The 16,703-nt window shown below is 28.7% G+C and carries 28 protein-coding genes; 2 read left to right on the top strand and 26 right to left on the bottom strand.

Annotated elements, in window-relative coordinates; translation table 11 throughout:
• Together GQV94_RS01325 and GQV94_RS01320 are read left to right on the top strand one after the other, a co-directional pair.
• The gene (locus GQV94_RS01325; protein WP_200169182.1) at positions 1 to 240 is read left to right on the top strand and encodes a ComEA family DNA-binding protein; all 240 of its coding nucleotides are present in this window, start codon (positions 1 to 3) and stop codon (positions 238 to 240) included.
• A 220-nt stretch (positions 241 to 460) separates the two neighbouring features.
• Positions 461 to 1,027 carry a ribonuclease HII gene (locus tag GQV94_RS01320; RefSeq protein ID WP_200169181.1) on the top strand — a complete coding sequence of 189 codons (567 nt, stop codon included), beginning with the start codon at positions 461 to 463 and terminating at the stop codon, positions 1,025 to 1,027.
• A gap of 128 nt (positions 1,028 to 1,155) precedes the next feature.
• Here GQV94_RS01320 and secY read toward each other — a convergent pair whose 3' ends face one another.
• The 26 genes from secY to dnaN all read right to left on the bottom strand — a co-directional run bounded on the left by secY (position 1,156) and on the right by dnaN (position 16,624).
• Positions 1,156 to 2,421 carry a preprotein translocase subunit SecY gene (gene secY, locus GQV94_RS01315; protein WP_200169180.1) on the bottom strand — a complete coding sequence of 422 codons (1,266 nt, stop codon included), beginning with the start codon at positions 2,419 to 2,421 and terminating at the stop codon, positions 1,156 to 1,158.
• Positions 2,421 to 2,813, bottom strand: a complete 393-nt coding sequence (gene rplO / locus GQV94_RS01310; protein WP_200169179.1) for a 50S ribosomal protein L15 — start codon at positions 2,811 to 2,813, stop codon at positions 2,421 to 2,423. The genes secY and rplO overlap by 1 nt, the downstream gene beginning before the upstream one ends.
• 4 nt (positions 2,814 to 2,817) lie before the next feature.
• Positions 2,818 to 3,261, bottom strand: coding sequence for a 30S ribosomal protein S5 (rpsE, locus tag GQV94_RS01305; RefSeq protein WP_131163245.1), 444 nt, complete (start codon positions 3,259 to 3,261; stop codon positions 2,818 to 2,820).
• 15 nt (positions 3,262 to 3,276) lie between these two features.
• Positions 3,277 to 3,633 carry a 50S ribosomal protein L18 gene (gene rplR, locus GQV94_RS01300; RefSeq protein WP_200169178.1) on the bottom strand — a complete coding sequence of 119 codons (357 nt, stop codon included), beginning with the start codon at positions 3,631 to 3,633 and terminating at the stop codon, positions 3,277 to 3,279.
• Between the two features lie 9 nt (positions 3,634 to 3,642).
• Positions 3,643 to 4,179 carry a 50S ribosomal protein L6 gene (gene rplF / locus GQV94_RS01295; RefSeq protein ID WP_200169177.1) on the bottom strand — a complete coding sequence of 179 codons (537 nt, stop codon included), beginning with the start codon at positions 4,177 to 4,179 and terminating at the stop codon, positions 3,643 to 3,645.
• Between the two features lie 73 nt (positions 4,180 to 4,252).
• A complete protein-coding gene (gene rpsH, locus GQV94_RS01290) occupies positions 4,253 to 4,648 on the bottom strand; it encodes a 30S ribosomal protein S8 (protein ID WP_200169176.1) in 396 nt (131 codons plus the stop codon).
• Positions 4,649 to 4,658: 10 nt separating this feature from the next.
• Complete coding sequence (locus GQV94_RS01285) at positions 4,659 to 4,844, bottom strand: type Z 30S ribosomal protein S14 (RefSeq protein ID WP_131163241.1); 186 nt, start codon at positions 4,842 to 4,844, stop codon at positions 4,659 to 4,661.
• 2 nt (positions 4,845 to 4,846) lie between these two features.
• Positions 4,847 to 5,392, bottom strand: coding sequence for a 50S ribosomal protein L5 (gene rplE, locus GQV94_RS01280; protein ID WP_200169175.1), 546 nt, complete (start codon positions 5,390 to 5,392; stop codon positions 4,847 to 4,849).
• A 5-nt stretch (positions 5,393 to 5,397) separates the two neighbouring features.
• Positions 5,398 to 5,631: a 50S ribosomal protein L24 gene (rplX, locus tag GQV94_RS01275; RefSeq protein WP_131163239.1), complete on the bottom strand. Its 234-nt coding sequence runs from the start codon at positions 5,629 to 5,631 to the stop codon at positions 5,398 to 5,400.
• A complete protein-coding gene (gene rplN / locus GQV94_RS01270) occupies positions 5,631 to 5,999 on the bottom strand; it encodes a 50S ribosomal protein L14 (RefSeq protein ID WP_131163238.1) in 369 nt (122 codons plus the stop codon). Before rplN ends, rplX begins: the two co-directional genes overlap by 1 nt.
• Positions 6,000 to 6,001: 2 nt before the next feature.
• A complete protein-coding gene (gene rpsQ / locus GQV94_RS01265; RefSeq protein ID WP_200169174.1) occupies positions 6,002 to 6,250 on the bottom strand; it encodes a 30S ribosomal protein S17 in 249 nt (82 codons plus the stop codon).
• Positions 6,251 to 6,253: 3 nt separating this feature from the next.
• Positions 6,254 to 6,445 carry a 50S ribosomal protein L29 gene (gene rpmC / locus GQV94_RS01260; RefSeq protein WP_131165627.1) on the bottom strand — a complete coding sequence of 64 codons (192 nt, stop codon included), beginning with the start codon at positions 6,443 to 6,445 and terminating at the stop codon, positions 6,254 to 6,256.
• On the bottom strand, positions 6,432 to 6,857 hold the full coding sequence (rplP, locus tag GQV94_RS01255; protein ID WP_200169173.1) for a 50S ribosomal protein L16: 426 nt from the start codon (positions 6,855 to 6,857) through the stop codon (positions 6,432 to 6,434). Before rplP ends, rpmC begins: the two co-directional genes overlap by 14 nt.
• The gene (gene rpsC, locus GQV94_RS01250; protein ID WP_131163234.1) at positions 6,857 to 7,558 is read right to left on the bottom strand and encodes a 30S ribosomal protein S3; all 702 of its coding nucleotides are present in this window, start codon (positions 7,556 to 7,558) and stop codon (positions 6,857 to 6,859) included. The genes rplP and rpsC overlap by 1 nt, the downstream gene beginning before the upstream one ends.
• The gene (gene rplV / locus GQV94_RS01245) at positions 7,559 to 7,933 is read right to left on the bottom strand and encodes a 50S ribosomal protein L22 (protein WP_200169172.1); all 375 of its coding nucleotides are present in this window, start codon (positions 7,931 to 7,933) and stop codon (positions 7,559 to 7,561) included.
• Positions 7,934 to 7,943: 10 nt separating this feature from the next.
• On the bottom strand, positions 7,944 to 8,225 hold the full coding sequence (gene rpsS, locus GQV94_RS01240) for a 30S ribosomal protein S19 (protein ID WP_131163232.1): 282 nt from the start codon (positions 8,223 to 8,225) through the stop codon (positions 7,944 to 7,946).
• Position 8,226: 1 nt separating this feature from the next.
• Entirely contained in the window at positions 8,227 to 9,057 is an 831-nt protein-coding gene (gene rplB, locus GQV94_RS01235; RefSeq protein ID WP_200169171.1) for a 50S ribosomal protein L2, read from the bottom strand.
• Position 9,058: 1 nt separating this feature from the next.
• Positions 9,059 to 9,340 carry a 50S ribosomal protein L23 gene (locus GQV94_RS01230; RefSeq protein WP_131163230.1) on the bottom strand — a complete coding sequence of 94 codons (282 nt, stop codon included), beginning with the start codon at positions 9,338 to 9,340 and terminating at the stop codon, positions 9,059 to 9,061.
• Positions 9,341 to 9,342: 2 nt separating this feature from the next.
• The gene (rplD, locus tag GQV94_RS01225) at positions 9,343 to 9,957 is read right to left on the bottom strand and encodes a 50S ribosomal protein L4 (protein ID WP_131163229.1); all 615 of its coding nucleotides are present in this window, start codon (positions 9,955 to 9,957) and stop codon (positions 9,343 to 9,345) included.
• Positions 9,954 to 10,529 carry a 50S ribosomal protein L3 gene (gene rplC / locus GQV94_RS01220; protein ID WP_200169170.1) on the bottom strand — a complete coding sequence of 192 codons (576 nt, stop codon included), beginning with the start codon at positions 10,527 to 10,529 and terminating at the stop codon, positions 9,954 to 9,956. Before rplC ends, rplD begins: the two co-directional genes overlap by 4 nt.
• Before the next feature lie 3 nt (positions 10,530 to 10,532).
• Entirely contained in the window at positions 10,533 to 10,850 is a 318-nt protein-coding gene (gene rpsJ / locus GQV94_RS01215) for a 30S ribosomal protein S10 (RefSeq protein WP_200169169.1), read from the bottom strand.
• A 326-nt stretch (positions 10,851 to 11,176) separates the two neighbouring features.
• Entirely contained in the window at positions 11,177 to 11,563 is a 387-nt protein-coding gene (gene queF, locus GQV94_RS01210) for a preQ(1) synthase (protein ID WP_200169168.1), read from the bottom strand.
• 113 nt (positions 11,564 to 11,676) lie between these two features.
• Positions 11,677 to 12,210, bottom strand: coding sequence for an adenylate kinase (locus GQV94_RS01205; RefSeq protein WP_200169167.1), 534 nt, complete (start codon positions 12,208 to 12,210; stop codon positions 11,677 to 11,679).
• On the bottom strand, positions 12,210 to 13,184 hold the full coding sequence (locus GQV94_RS01200; protein WP_200169166.1) for an HTH domain-containing protein: 975 nt from the start codon (positions 13,182 to 13,184) through the stop codon (positions 12,210 to 12,212). The genes GQV94_RS01205 and GQV94_RS01200 overlap by 1 nt, the downstream gene beginning before the upstream one ends.
• Positions 13,185 to 13,201: 17 nt before the next feature.
• Positions 13,202 to 15,520: a DNA topoisomerase (ATP-hydrolyzing) subunit B gene (gene gyrB, locus GQV94_RS01195; RefSeq protein ID WP_200169165.1), complete on the bottom strand. Its 2,319-nt coding sequence runs from the start codon at positions 15,518 to 15,520 to the stop codon at positions 13,202 to 13,204.
• A 36-nt stretch (positions 15,521 to 15,556) separates the two neighbouring features.
• Positions 15,557 to 16,624, bottom strand: coding sequence for a DNA polymerase III subunit beta (gene dnaN / locus GQV94_RS01190; RefSeq protein WP_200169164.1), 1,068 nt, complete (start codon positions 16,622 to 16,624; stop codon positions 15,557 to 15,559).
• Between the last annotated feature and the right edge of the window lie 79 nt (positions 16,625 to 16,703).

Raw genomic sequence — 16,703 nt, 5'->3', positions numbered from 1 at the left:
ATGAAAAAGATTGGATTTTTATTTTTTATTCTTTTAAATGCATTATTTGCCAAAATTAATATTAATACAGCAAATATCGAAGAATTAAAAACTCTTAATGGTATAGGTGAATCAAGAGCTAAAGCTATTATAACCTATAGAAAAGATCAAAATTTTACAAGCATAGAAGATATTAAAAAAGTAAATGGTATTAGTGAAAAAATATTTTCAAATATTAAAGATTCTATTAGCGTTGAATAATTAAAACCCTATTTTAGGGTTTTAAACTTTTTAATTTAGTGCTTATAATGCTTTATAATTTACAAAAAATTAATTTTAAAAACTAAAAATTAATACTATTTTTATTAAAATTCCATAAACAGATTTTAATCTCATAGAATTAAAAAATATAAAAACTCATAATCAATTTTTAATTTTAACACTAAAGAAAATAAAATATAAAATTCACTACAATATTTTTATGAATTTATTTAAAGAAGATGAACTTACAATAAGCAATAATTTAATAGGTATAGATGAAGCAGGACGCGGGGCTCTAGCTGGTCCTATGTTTTTATCAGCTTGTAAACTTCACAAAAATATAAAAGGACTTTGTGATTCTAAAAGACTAAGCGAAAAAAAGAGAGAAGAACTTTATACGCAAATCATTAAAAATTCAAACTATCTAATACTTAGCTTTTCATCAGAACAAATTGATACTCTAGGGCTTAGCTCTTGTTTAAAAATAGGCCTAATGCTTATAAAAAGACATTTTAGTAAAGATAATGACTTTTTATACGATGGCAATACAAATTATGGTATAAATGGTATAAGAACTCTTATAAAAGCTGATTCTAAAATTCCTCAAGTAAGTGCAGCTAGCATACTTTCAAAAGTCAGTAAAGATAAGGTGATGAATTTTTTGGCTAAAGAATTTCCTTATTATAATTTTGAAAAAAATAAAGCTTATGGCACAAAAAAGCATAAAGAATTGATTCAAAAATTTGGACCTTGCAGACTTCATCGTAAAAGTTTTAAGCTTATATAAACTAAAAAGTATTAAGGCTTATAAAAATTAATTGATCAAATAATAAAAAATAATTTTATCAAGTATTGTGCAAGATAAAGATTGCTAAATATTTTTGATAAATTATAGACAAAGAAAAATTCCTTTGTCTATAAACCTACTGCGCTAAGAGTTTGGTATTTGCTCATATAAATTTGAGCTTCAATTTTTCTCATTGTATCAAGGGCAACTTGAACAACAATTAAAACAGAAGTACCTCCAAAATTAAAAGGTACTCCCATAAATTTAACTAAAACCCAAGGTAAAGTGGCTATAAGCCCAAGATAAATAGAACCTGATAAAGTAAGTCTTGATGCAATTTCATTTAAATAATTTGCCGTTCCTTCTCCAGGTCTAATTCCTGGTATAAACCCTCCTTGCTTTTTAAGATTTTCTGCTATATCTTTAGAATTAAACACTATAGAAGAATAAAAATAAGCAAAGAAAATAACAAAAAAGAATGTTAGAATATGAAATATATAACCATTTGGATTTAAAAAATCATTAATAGCTTGTAAATAAGAATTGGTACTTGATTGTAAAATTGTAGCTGGAAACATTAAAATCGCACTTGCAAAAATAGGAGGTATAACACCGCTTAAATTTAATTTAATAGGAATATAGTTCATAATACGTTTATTTTGATTTTGCATTACAACTTTACGCGAATAAGAAATTGGAATACGACGCTCTCCTAATTCTACATAAATTATAATACCTATAGTTAAAAGTATCAAAACAAAGATAACAAATGCACTTAAAAAATTCATTTCCCCTGAATTAATTTGACCCACAGTATTTTCTATAGCTCTTGGAATAGCTGAAACAATTCCAGCAAAAATAATCAAAGAAATACCATTACCAACACCTTTTTGTGTAATTTGCTCTCCTATCCACATCAAAAGCATAGTTCCTGCAAGCATAGAAATAGCACAAAGAGCTATAAAGGTATTTGTATCCTCTAATATAATGGCATTAACGCCTCCGCGTCCGTGTAAACTTTGCAAACCTATAGCCACACCCACACTTTGAACTAAAGTTATAAAAATAGTTGCATAACGGATAATCTGCATATATTTTTGCATACCATCACGTTCTTTTTTCATTTTTCCAATATTTGGAAAGGTGGCAGCTAAAAGTTCCATAATAATAGAAGCTGTAATATAAGGCATAATCCCTAAAGAAATAATAGAAAATCGCTCAGCTGCTCCTCCGCTAAAAACATTAAACAAACCTAAGGCATTATTTTGATTATTATTAAAAAATTCTGCAATTACATCAGCATTGACGCCAGGAACAGCCACATAAGCTAAAACCCTATAGGCGAATAAAAACGCTAAGGTAATTAAAATTTTATTCGTCAATGCTTTATTCATTATTTTATTCCACTAATACTTATATTCTGATCTTTAATTTTAGAAGCTAAATCTTTAGCACTTTTTCCAATTAATTTTATTTTTTTAACAGCTTTTGAAATTTTATGTATGCTTTTAATGCTTTCAAAGCTAATTTCGCTTAATTCTTTAATAGCTACAATTTTTTCAACATTAATTACATAAGGTTTTTCCACTCTAGAAGTAAAACCTACTTTTGGTAATCTTCTTTGAAGTGGTTGTTGTCCTCCCTCAAAACCTCTTTTTTCATTATAACCTTTTCTTGCAGTTTGGCCTTTTCCTCCTTTGGTGGCAGTCTTACCCATACCAGAGCCTTGACCACGGCCAATTCTTTTAGTTTTATGCGTTGAACCCGCTGCTTTTGTTAAATTCATCTTCTTATCCTTTTAACATTGTTAAAGCTTTGATTGTAGCACGAACCACATTAGCTGAATTATTTGAACCTAAAGATTTAGTTAAAATATCCTTAATACCCGCAAGTTCCACAATAGGACGTGTTGAACCACCTGCTATAACTCCCGTTCCTTCGCTTGCTGGTCTAAGTAAAATTCTACTTGCATTATATTTAACTTCAACATCGTGAGCGATAGTAGAACCTTTAGTTTTTACTTCAACCATATTTTTAAAGGCATCATCAACAGCTTTGCGAATAGCATCAGGAACTTCTTTAGCTTTTCCATAGCCTACACCTACTAAACCTTTACGATTTCCTACTATAACTAAAGCAGTAAATCTAAATCTTCTACCACCTTTAACAACTTTAGTAACCCTGCCAATATCGACGATTACTTCTTCAAATTCTTCTCTATTATATTTTTCCATCGATCCTCCTTTGGGTTATAGCTTAATGCCATTTTCTCTTAAAGATTCAGCTAAAGCTGCAATTACACCATGATAAACATAACCATTTCTATCAAAAATACCTTGTTCGATTTTTTTAGCTTTTAAAATTTTTGCAAATTCAGCAGCTATTTTTTTAGCACCCTCTTTATTTGCTTTTACATTTATCTTACGTCCATCAATTGCTGCTAAAGTTACAGCTTTAACATCATCAATAGCTTGTATATATAGGGTTTTATTTGATTTAAACACAGAAATTCTAGGTAAAACTTCAGTTCCTGAAATTCTTGCTCTAATTCTCTTTTTTCTTTTAATTCTTAAAGAAATTTTTCTTTTTAATATATTTATTCTCATACCCTATCCTTACTTCTTAGATGTTTTACCAGCTTTACGGATAATACGCTCATCAGAATATTTAACGCCTTTACCCTTATATGGCTCTGGTGGTCTAAACTCACGAATTTGAGCAGCAACTTGTCCAACAACTTGCTTATCACTTCCTTTTACAATGATATTATTTTTATCTACTACAATTTCAATACCTTCTGGAATATCATAATTAATAGGATGTGAGAAACCAAGTATTAATTCTAATACTTTACCTTTTAATGCTGCTTTATAACCAACACCATTGATTTCAAGAGTTTTTGAGAAACCTTGAGTCATTCCCACAATCACATTATAAGCAAGCGCTCTATAAGTTCCCCAATAAGCTCTACTTTGTCTGTCTTCACCCTTTGGAGAGAAAATAATTTGCTTATCTTTAATTTCAACATTAACATTAGCTTTTGTATCAAGCTCTTTTATTAAATTTCCTTTTTTAAATTTTAAGAAATTTCCTTCTATTGTAACTTCTATCCCATCTGGAATAGAAACTGGTTGTTTACCTATACGAGACATATTTTTCCTTTTTATTTGTCTAGGATATTTCTACTTTTTAAAGAATGGATACCCAATGCCATAAAAAGTAAGATTACCAAATGGTACATAAAATTTCGCCACCTACTCCTGCTTTAAAAGCTTCATCGTTTGGCAAAACACCTTTGCTTGTGCTAACTACTATAGTTCCATAACCATTTTTAAAACGTTTAATTTCATCTTTACCTTTATAAACACGACGACCTGGTTTAGAAACTCTTTTAATTTCGTTTATAACACTTTGTCCTTTTTCATCGTATTTTAAAACTACATTAACAAATTTCTTTTTATCTTCTTCAATAATATTGAAACTTTCAATATAACCTTTTGCTTGAAAAATACCCACTAAAGCTTCTATAACATTAGAATGTAAAAGCTTAGTAGTTTCAAGCTTTCTCATACTTGCATTTCTAATACGAGTAAGTGAATCTGAAATTATATCATTGATCATTATCTTTTCCTTACCAACTTGCTTTTTTAAGACCTGGAATTAATCCTTCATTGCCCATTTTTCTTAGACAAACTCTGCAAATTCCAAAATCTCTATAAACTGAATGAGGACGCCCACAAACTTGACATCTTGTATATCCACGAACCTTAAATTTAGGTTTGCGTGCTGCTTTAGCAATCATTGATTTTTTAGCCATTTTTATCTTCCTTTTGCAAATGGCACACCTATAAGTTCTAATAATCTGTGTGCCTCTTTATCGTTTTGTGCTGTTGTAACAATAGCAATATTCATGCCGTGAGTTCTTAAAATTTTATCATACTCAACTTCTGGAAACATTAATTGCTCATCAAGACCAAAATTATAATTTCCACGTCCATCAAAGCCATCTTTGCTTAAACCTCTAAAATCCTTTACTCTTGGTAAAGCAATAGAAATAAGCTTATCTAAAAAAGCATACATATTATCTTTTCTTAAAGTCACCATAACACCTACAGGAAAACCTTCACGCACTTTAAAACCAGCAACAGATTTTTTTGCTTTAGTTATAACGGCTTTTTGTCCAGCAATTAAAGAAATAGTATCTGCAATATTTTGCAATACTTTTTGATCTTTAGCTAATTCTCCTGCTCCTACACTAATAACAATTTTTTCGATACTAGGTATAAGCATAGGATTTTTAATATCAAATTCTTTAACTAAAGCAGCTTTTATGTTTTGATCATATTTTTCTTTTAATCTCATCATAAATTCTACCCCTCAATCTTTGCTACATTGGAAATATCCATAGGCATTTCTTTATTGATAAAACCACCATTTGGATTTTTCTCAGTTGGCTTTACAGCTTTTTTAGCTATTTTGCAACCTTCAACAATCACTTGAGATTTTTTTGGAAAAACTGCTAATACTTTTCCTGTTTTACCTTTATCATCTCCTGTAATGATTTTTACATTATCACCTTTTTTAATTTTAAATTTAACCGCCATTATAATACCTCCGGTGCTAGTGAAACAATTTTCATAAAGCCACCATATCTAACTTCTCTTCCTACTGGTCCAAAAATACGTGTTCCAATAGGCTCTCTCTTGCTATCAAGTATTACAGCAGCATTTTCATCAAAACGAATTAAAGATCCATTTTCTCTATGAATTTCTTTTTTAGTGCGAACTATGACTGCTTTAACAACCTGACCTTTTTTAACCTTACCATTTGGTAAAGCTTTTTTTACAGATGCAACAATTACATCGCCTACTGTAGCATATCTTCTTTTGCTACCACCCAAAACCTTAATACACATAAGTTCTTTTGCACCACTATTATCAGCAACTGCAAGTCTTGTAAAACTTTGAATCATTATTAAACTCCTGTAGCTAATACAGATTTTAAACGAAATGATTTTCTTTTAGAAAGAGGTCTGCATTCTATAGCTACCACAACATCTCCTACTTTAGCCTCATTTCTTTCATCGTGAATTAAATATTTTTTAAATCGTTTAACAATTTTTCTATATCTTGGATGAACAACTTTTCTTTCAACCAAAACACTTACTGTCTTATCCCCAGCAATCTTAACAACAATACCTTGAATTTCTCTTTTAAATGCCATATTCTATCCTTGTTTTAAAACGCTAATTGCCGTACTTATTCTAGCAATATCTTTTTTAACTTGTCTAATCTCATTTGGATTAGTAAGTTGCATAGTTTTTAGCTTTTGTCTTAAAGTGAATAAAAGCACCTTTTTTTCTTTTAGCATTGTTGCAAGCTCGGCTGCATTTTTATCTTTAATTTCAGTATATTTCATTTTGGCTCTCTCTTGTAACAAACTTAGTTTTAAAAGGTAATTTATGCATAGCTAATGTTAAAGCTTTTCTTGCCATTTCTTCATTAACTCCTGCCATTTCATAAATAATACGTCCTGGTTTAATATTCATTACCCATTCTTCAACTGCACCTTTACCTTTACCCATACGAGTTTCTAAAGGTTTTTTAGTTAAAGGCTTATCAGGAAAAACTCTAATCCAAGTTTTACCTTGTCTTTTAACAAAACGAGTTAAAGCTATACGCGCAGCTTCGATTTGACGTGAATTAATGCGACCTGCTTCAGTGGCCTTTAATGCAAATTCACCAAAAGTAAATTCTGTTCCTCTGCAAGCATAACCTCTATTACGCCCTTTCATCATTTTACGATATTTCGTTCTTTTTGGCATTAACATTATTTACTCCTTCTTCGTCTTGTTGTTTTTTTAGCTGGAGCATTTTCTTCAGTTTTTTCAGGTTGCATTCCTTTTTGTAATACTTCACCTTTAAAGATCCATACTTTTACTCCTATGTTTCCATAAGTAGTTCTAGCTTCTGCAAAACCATAATCAATTTTTGCTCTTAAAGTATGAAGTGGCACACGACCTTCTAAATACCATTCTGTTCTTGCCATTTCAGCTCCGCCTAAACGGCCTGAAACAGAAACTTTAATTCCTTTAGCTCCTGCTTTTTGCGCTCCTTGAATAACCTTTTTCATTGCTCTTCTAAAGGCTACTCTCTTCTCTAATTGAGTTGCAACACTTTCTGCTGCAAGTTGAGCTGAAGCTCCTGCTTTTCTTTCTTCTTTAATGTTGATATTAACATCTTTACCAATTAAATTTTGAAGATCTTTTCTTAAAACATCAACATCGCTACCTTTTTTACCAATAATTATGCCTGGTCTTGCTGCTACAACAGTCACACGCAATCTTTTAGCTGTTCTTTCAACTAAAATTTGACTAATTCCTGCATAATAAAGTTTTCTTTTTAAAAAAGTTCTGATTTTGTAATCTTCACCAATATTTTCAACCAAACTTGTTTTACTAGGAAACCATCTTGATTCCCAATTTCTATTAATTCCTAATCTTAAACCAATCGGATTTACTTTTTGTCCCATTTAGCTTTCCTTCTTTGCTGTTGCTTTTTTAGTGCTTTTATTATTTTTTGTTTCTTTTTCTATTTTAGCAACCTCTACTAAAATATGAGAAGTAGGTTTTCTAATACGACTTGCACTTCCTCTAGCACGTGGTCTAAATCTTTTAAGAACAGAACCTGCATCAACACGGCAACTTTTAATTATAACTTCATTGGCTTCAAAACCACCATTAGCTACTGCACTTGAAATAGCATTAGCAATATATTTAGCACCTTTATTTGGCATAAATTTTAAACTTGCCATTGCAAGTTCAGCATTCATACCTTGAACCTCTCTTGCAATAAGTCTTGCCTTAGTTGGAGACAATCTTATGAATTTAATTAAAGCTTTACTCATATCTTATCCCTTACTTACCTATTTTCTTTTGAACAGAGCCTTTATGGCCTTTAAATGTTCTTGTTGGTGCAAATTCGCCAAGTTTATAACCAATATGGTTTTCTGTAATATAAACAGGAATAAAACTTTTTCCATTATGAACATTAAAAGTTAAACCTATCATATCAGGAATAATTGTACTTCTTCTTGACCAAGTTTTAATAGGTTTATTATCATTATTCTTTTTTGCAGCGATGACTTTTTTCATCACATGATCATCTACAAAAGGACCTTTTTTTAACGATCTAGCCATCTTATTTTCCTTTTCTTCTTGAAATTATTAATTTATCACTTGCTTTTTTACGACGTGTTTTTGCACCTTTAGTAGGTTTACCCCAAGGAGTCACAGGATGACGTCCTGAGTTTTTCTTACCTTCTCCCCCTCCGTGTGGGTGATCAACTGGGTTCATAGCAGAACCTCTAGTTTGAGGACGAATTCCTCTATAGCGATTACGACCTGCTTTACCTATGGTAATGTTAGCCCAATCTTCATTTCCAACTTCACCAATACTTGCCATACATTCAGCTAAAACTTGTCTCATCTCACCACTAGCAAGTCTTAAAATAACATATTTTTCTTCCTTACCCATAAGTTGTGCATATGCTCCTGCTGAACGTATCATTTGAGCACCTTTGCCTGGCTTTAATTCTATATTATGAACTATAGTTCCAATAGGAATATTCTTAAGCTTCATAGCATTGCCTGGCTTTATATCAAGCCCACTTTCTGCTGAAGCTACTATGTCTCCAACATTTAGACCTTTTGGCTGAATAATATATCTTTTTTCTCCATCTTTATAAGAAATCAAAGCAATTCTACAATTTCTATAAGGATCATATTCTATAGCTTCAACTTTACCTTCTATACCGAATTTACGACGTTTAAAATCTATAATTCTATAAAGTTTTTTAGCTCCAGCTTGTTTATGACGGCTTGTAATTCTTCCATAACTATTACGACCCGAATGAGATTTAAGTTTTACAAGCAAAGATCTTACGCTTGGTTTTGCTGTAATATCTTCAGAACTTAAACCTGTCATATATCTTCTACTTGGAGTATATGGTTTGTAAGTTTTAATTGCCATTTTAAGCCTCCATATTTTCTAAGCTAACACCTTCAGGTAGCTTTACATAGAATTTTTTATAATCGTTTCTTTGTCCTGTACGACCTCTAAAACGTTTCACTTTTCCATTAGTTCTTAAAGAATTAATACTTTGTGCATTTACGCCAAAATATTCTTTTAATATTACTTTTAAACTTGTTTTAGTCATTCTTGTTGAAGTTTGAATAACTACGACACCATTTTCTTGTAAATTCAAGCTTTTTTCTGTATAAAGTATAGTTTTAATATCTGTAATATCTGCCATAATTATCCTTCTTTTGTAATTGAATCTAATGCTGATTTTTCAAAAATAACTGCATTAAAAACAGCTACAAGATATGCATTAACTTCGTTTATATCAACAACATAGCAATTTGACAAATTTCTATAAGCTAAAAGTGTTTTTTCATCTAGCATATCTTTAACAATTAAAGCATCTTTAAGCCCTAATTTTTTAATAACAGCATTAGCATCTTTAGTTTTACCACTTTCTATAGTTAATGAAGGAACTACAAAAAGAGAATTTTTTGAAGCTTTTTCTTCTAAAGCTCTCTCAAGTGCTAATCTTTTTTGCTTTTTATTAACTTTTTGGAAATAATTTCTATTATTAGTAGGACCAAAAGCTACAGCACCTCCTACCCAAACATTTGTTCTTGTAGAACCAGCTCTTGCTCCACCTCTTCCTTTTTGTCTCCAAGGTTTTTTACCACCACCACTTACGTCGCTTCTACCTTTTGTATGAGCAGTATTTGCTCTAAGACTAGCAAGATAAGATTTTACATATAAATAAAGATTGTGTGGATTTACTTCTGCATATTTGGCAGGAAGATCTAATTCTCCAGCTCTATCAAATTTTTCATCTAAAATAGTTATTTTACTCATTTTGCAATCCTTATTTTACCCATGGCACCATTATATCCTGGTACTGCACCTTTAACAACTAAGATTTTATTTTGTGCATCATAGGATACAACTTCGTTTTTAACACTAACCTTTTCATTTCCATAATGTCCTGCCATTTTCATCCCTGGTTGAACACGACCTGGCCATTCTCTATTACCAATTGATCCATGGCGTCTATGAAATCTACTTCCGTGAGATGCCGGACCACCACCAAAGTTATGTCTTTTAACAACACCGCTATAACCGCGTCCTTTAGAATTAAAACTTACTTTTAAAATTTTTGCTTCATTCAAAGGAGTTTCATCTAAATCACCTATTTCTGTATTTGCCACTTCTAAAGTTGCAAAGCGGTTAAATTCAGCTGAAAGATTGTATTTTTTTTGTTGACCTTTTATACATTTGTTGCTTCTTTTACCTTTAGGATAAGCAACTAATGCTTTACCATTATCAATTTCACAAACTTTAGTATTCACAACTTTTAATAAAGTTACGGCAATACTAGGACTTGTGATAGTTCTACTCATACCTATTTTTTCTACAATATATTCCATATTCTATCCTTTTTTACCCATAGCTCTAACTTCAACATTAACTTCTGGAGCTAAATCAAGCTTAGTTAAAGAATCAACTGTATCAGGAGTAGCAGCCACTATATCTAATAAACGTGCGTGAATTCTAATTTCAAACTGCTCACGAGAATCTTTATTAATATGTGGGGATTTTAAAACTGTATATCGTTTAATTTTAGTAGGTAATGGTATTGGACCTCTAATATCTGCACCTGTTCTTTTAACAGCTTCTACAATCGCTGCAACTGTTCTATCTAGGACTCTGTGGTCATAAGCTTTAAGCTTAAGCCTAATTCTTTCCATAATTTTTCCTTTTAAAAGAACTCGTTAGTTTAAAAACTAACTAAAAATAAAACGAAAGTATAATAAATTCATATTTTGCTTGTCAAGAGAATTTATAAAAATATTTAATTTTTATCCTTTAAATAAGGATAAAAATTAAAATTATTACTTTATAATTGGTAATAAATTTTTAAAAATAAAAAGTATTTTATATAAAATTTATTTTTTATTATTTAAAAAATAATCTTAATTAGTACGATTAAAGTATAAAAATTTAATAATTGAATTTGAATTAAATAGATAAAAATTTATTATTTTTAGATTTAATTTTTATCCATTTTTTAAATTTACTTTGGCACAATCATATCACTTCGACATTCTATGATAGTATGTACATTACCACGTGGGTTAAAATCCCCTACAACTTTAATCCATTTTGGTTTTAATTTATCTTTTAAAGTATTGTAAATTTCATTGATACTTGCTTCGTGAGAAATATTTCTATACATAAAAGAATTAATATATAATTTTATAGCTTTAAGTTCAACTACTAGTTTATCTGGAATATATTCAAAATAAATTGTCGCAAAATCAGGATACCCACTTCTTGGACAACAGCACATAAATTCAGGCAAAGTAATCTTAATCACATAATCACTTTTAGCATCATTTGGCCAAAGCTCTAAGTGTTTATCTACATCAAATTCTTTTATCTCTTTTTCACCATAACGCATTATTTATACTCCTTTTAAATAATTTTAGTTTATTAATTTTAAAATTAATTACAAATATAGACGAATATTTATCTGCTAATAGTATTTTTTCTAAGAGTAAAATTATACAAAAACTAATTAAAAAAAATTAAGGCTTTTTCAAACTCTAATTCATAATTTTCTTTAAATTCTAAAAAATTACATTGGTATTTTAAACATTCTTCTTTTAATTTTAGATGATCTTTTATAAGTTCATTTAGAATTACTTTTTCACTTACTAAACGTTTTTCTATTACACTTTCTTTTTCATAAATCAACTCATAATTTTTTAGAATATATTCTTTAGAAAAAAGTAAATTTAAATGTTTTATTTTAGATTTAAACTCTTCTTTTAAAAGATTAATATATTTAGGATAAAGATAAATTCCTTCTAAAATAAGATTTTGATTATTTTCTAAATTAGTTTTTATGATACTTCTAATAATAGGATATAAAAATTTAGCGATTTTTATATCTTCATCAACTTCAAAAGGTTTAGGAAAAATTCCTTTTAAAAATCCCATTTTTAAATGATCTAAGCTTATATAAGGATAATGATAAAGTTCTAAAAGTTTTTGAGCGAGTAAGGTTTTTCCAGTATGTGATTCTCCAGCTATTAAAAAAATCATTAAATAATTTTTTTATCTTTTAAATATTTTTGCATTTTTTCATCATTGTAAATTTCATCATAAAATTTATATCCAATACGTTCAATATCACTTATACTAATATCTTTACTTAAATTTTGTATGAAATTTTTAAAATCTTCATTTTTGCTCACTAATAAATCGAGTGTTATTAAATCTAAATTCTGTTTTTCTTTTGCTTTAATAATTATTTTAGAATCATTAATATCTGTATTAAGCTTTATAAAACCTATTCCAAAAGCATTATTTAGTCTCCAAAGTTCTTTCATAATTTCATCATCAAATTCTAAAGCAACTAAGTATCCTTCATTCGCCCAACTTGAATTACTTACAGCTTGAAAATAACTTGATCTTAAATTAGAAAAATCAAGTTTGACTTTTAACTCAAAACTATAAATTTTATAAGAAATTTGATTTAAATTTTTACAAAGTGTAAAAGTTTCATCTTCATAATCTTTAAAAGGAAAATGCACACCGACTATATCAGGATGAATCCATTCATTTTCACCACTTTTACCTTTTTGAGACTTTTCGTGAAAAATAGTTTTAGAATAAAGATTAAAATTTTCACTTTCAAATAAAAATTTAACAAGTAAAGGGTGTAAATCCCTTTCTTTAAATTTAACTTCTTTTTGAATCAATAAATTTGAAAATTTATTAGTTGATATATTTTCAATATTTTTTAAATCAAGCTCATTTTCTCTTTCTTTAAGCCAAAATTTTGTTGGTCTTTTAGAAACTATTGAAAACAGAGAATTTTTACTATTTAAATTTACATAAATTTTAGCAGCTAAACTTGCAACTGGAGTTTTACTTAAATTTCCATCTTTATAAGTTTGAAGTTTTTTTTCAAAACCTTTATCTAAAGCATATTGCCAAATTTCATTTGCACTTAAAGGAAATTTACTTTCTTTTAAAACTTCTATAATTAAATCTAAAAAATTATATTTTTTCATAAATTATCTCTAAATTCTCACACATCTAAATGCTTGACATCCTTAGCGTGAGCTTGGATATAATCGCGTCTAGGCTCTACATCATCACCCATAAAGAGATTAAAAGTATCATCAGCACTTTGTGCATCTTCGATAGTAATTTTAAGAAGTCTTCTTGCACTAGGATCCATAGTTGTTTCCCAAAGTTGTTCAGGATTCATCTCACCTAGACCTTTATAACGATAAATATCAGCTCCTTTTTTAGCATTACTTTCTACTTCTTCTAAAATTTCTAAAATATCTTTTTCAAATTTCAAATCTCTTTCTTTAATCTTATCAAAGATAAAATTTGCTTCAACATATAAAGGATGAGTAAATAAATCATCATTGATTAAAAGTTCTTCAAGTCCATTTTCAGTTTGAACAAAAATACGAATTTCATTTTCATTGATATAAGAATTTAAAATATTATAATTTGATTTTTCAAGATAAACTTTTATAATGTTAAAAAGTTCTTCATTTGAATTTTTAATTAAATCTGGATTTTCAATTAAATATCTAATCACTGAAATGATATTAAATCTTTTTTCAAGTTCTTTAAGTATAGAACGATAAGCTGAAACGATTTTTAAAAAATCTTTTAAATCATTAAGTCCTATACCTTGGTAGTTAGAATTTTCTATACCCATTTCAATTAAAAAATCATTTAAAGCCTTTTCATCTTTTAAATAAATTTCTTTTTTCTTTTGTCCTCTTTTTTCATAACGATATAAAGGAGGTTGAGCTAAATAGATATGACCATTTATTATTAAATCTTTCATAAAACGGAAGAAAAAAGTTAAAAGTAGAGTTTGTATATGAGATCCATCAACATCAGCATCTGTCATAATGATGATTTTATGATATCTAAGTTTTGAGATATCAAAATCTTCTCCTATACCACAACCAAAAGCAGTAATCATATTTTGAATTTGTTCTGATTTTAAAATTTTATCAAGTCTTGCTTTTTCAACATTTAAAATTTTACCTCTTAAAGGTAAAATTGCTTGAAAAGATCTTTCTCTACCTTGTTTTGCAGAACCCCCTGCAGAATCCCCTTCTACAAGATAAATTTCACTTTCACTTGGATCTTTACTTTGACAATCAGCTAATTTACCAGGTAAAGTCCCTACACTTAAACTTTCTTTTTTACGTGTTAATTCTCTTGCTTTTTTAGCTGCTTCTCTACCGCGTGCTGCCATTAAGGCTTTATTCATTATAGCTTTTGCTTCTATAGGATTTTCTTCAAAATATTTAGTTAAATACTCAAAAGAAGCTTTTGAAACTATAGGACGTACATAAGTTGAACCTAGTTTTCCTTTAGTTTGTCCTTCAAATTGTGGTTCAGGAACTTTAACACTTACTATAGCTATAAGTCCTTCACGAATATCTTCTCCAGTAATTTTACTATCTTTTTCTCTAGCACTTGCATTAGCTTCTATGTAATTACTTATTACGCGTGTTAAACCCATTCTAAAGCCTGCTTCGTGAGTTCCACCATCTGGAGTTTTAATATTATTTACAAAAGAAAGCAAATTTTCACTATAAGAGTCATTATAAAGTAAAGCTACTTCAACATTTACATCTTCTTCATCTACACTGAAAAAAATTGGTTTAGTTAAAGCTATTTTTTTATTTAAATCTGTAACGAATTGAGAAATTCCACCTTCAAAATGAAAGCTTTCGTATTTTCCTATACGATTATCTTTAAAATTTATAGTAATTTTTGGGTTTAAATATGCAAGTTCACGAAATCTTTTAGCTAAGATTTCATAATCAAATTCTGTTACTTCAAAAATTTTATCATCAGGCCAAAATTCTATGGTTGTTCCTGTTTTTTTACTTTTTCCTATTACACCAAATTCACTAATAACTTTACCTTCTGAAAATTCTTGACGATAAATTTCTCCATTTCTTTCGACTGTGGCTACAAGTTTTTTAGAAAGAGCGTTTACAACTGAAACCCCAACACCATGCAAACCACCTGAAACTTTATAAGTATCTTTATCGAATTTTCCCCCTGCGTGAAGAACAGTTAAAACAACAGTTAAAGTTGGCATATTTTCTGTAGGGTGCATATCTACAGGAATTCCTCTACCATTATCACTTACTATACAACTTCCTTCAGTTGTAATTTCAATATCAATAGTATCACAATGCCCTGCCATAGCTTCATCAATAGAATTATCTACTACTTCATAAATCATATGATGAAGACCACCTATATTGGTGTCTCCTATATACATACCAGGACGCTTTCTAACAGCTTCTAAACCTTTTAGAACTTTAATATTACTTGCGCCATAATTTTCTTGCATATTTTTCCTTTTAGTTAAATTTATGATTTTTAAAAATTATAAAATCATTGGCATAATAACCATTTCAAGTTTTCCTGAACTTACAGCAAAAGCTAAATTTGGTTCATTGATACTGATTTTAAATTCATTTTCTTCAATAGAAGATAGAAAATCTAATAAATATTTAATTTTAACACTAAGAGCAAATTCTTCTTCTAAATTAAGTTCTATATCAAGCTCTGTTTTTGCTTCCATATTATCAAGACTAATACCTTCAAATATAATTTTATTTTTTAGGAAATGAATTTTTAATTTTTCTGTTACTACGCTAATTTTCTTTAAAGAATCTATAAAATCTTCAGTTTGTAAAATAATTTCTTGTTTAAATTGTTTTGGCACAACTTTTTCATAATCTGGGAATTTATCATTAATAAGTTTTGTGAAAAATTCAAAATTGTCATTTTTAGCTATAAGCATATTTTCATCGTAAAATATTTCGATTTTTTCATAAAAAAGTTTTTGCATTTCTGTAATAGCTTTTTTAGGGATACAAATGTGAAATTCTTGTTCATTATTTTTTTCTAAAGTATAAATAGCTAATCTTCTTGTATCTGTTCCTACAAAATTGATTTTTTCAGTTTTTATATCTAAAAAAGCACCATTTAAAGAATATTTTGGATTATTTGTATCTATACTTGGGAGAATTTTTTTAAGAGATCTGCTTAAATCACTAGAATCAATATCAAATTTATTTTTACCTTCTGTTTGTGGGAAATTTGGAAAATCTTCATAATTAAACATTGGTAATTTATATTTTGTGCTTTTTTGTCTTATAAATAAAAAATTATCGATAGTTTCAAGTGTAACTTCTTCATTGTTTAAGTTTTTGATTACATCAACAATGCTTTTTGCATTTGCTGTTGCAAAACCAGAAGATTCTATACGAATTTTTCTGATTTTATAATTTATTCCTATTTCAAAATCAGTTGCTTTGATTGTAAGTTTATCTTCATTTGCTTCAAAAAGTAAATGAGAAGTGATAGTACTAGAATCTTTCTTTTCTACATAAGCATTACATAAAATAATAGCAGATTCTAAAGTATTTTTATTTATACTTAATTTCATTTTTTCTCCTTTTTAATTTAATTTCATCATAATAATAAGCATATTGAAAATGTGAAAAAGTGTTTTAAAAATTTATTTT

This window comes from Campylobacter sp. TTU_617, assembly GCF_016599045.1.
Lineage (GTDB): Bacteria > Campylobacterota > Campylobacteria > Campylobacterales > Campylobacteraceae > Campylobacter_D.
Note: the sequence above shows the minus strand (reverse complement) of the source record. Positions and strands in the feature narration are given on the sequence as shown.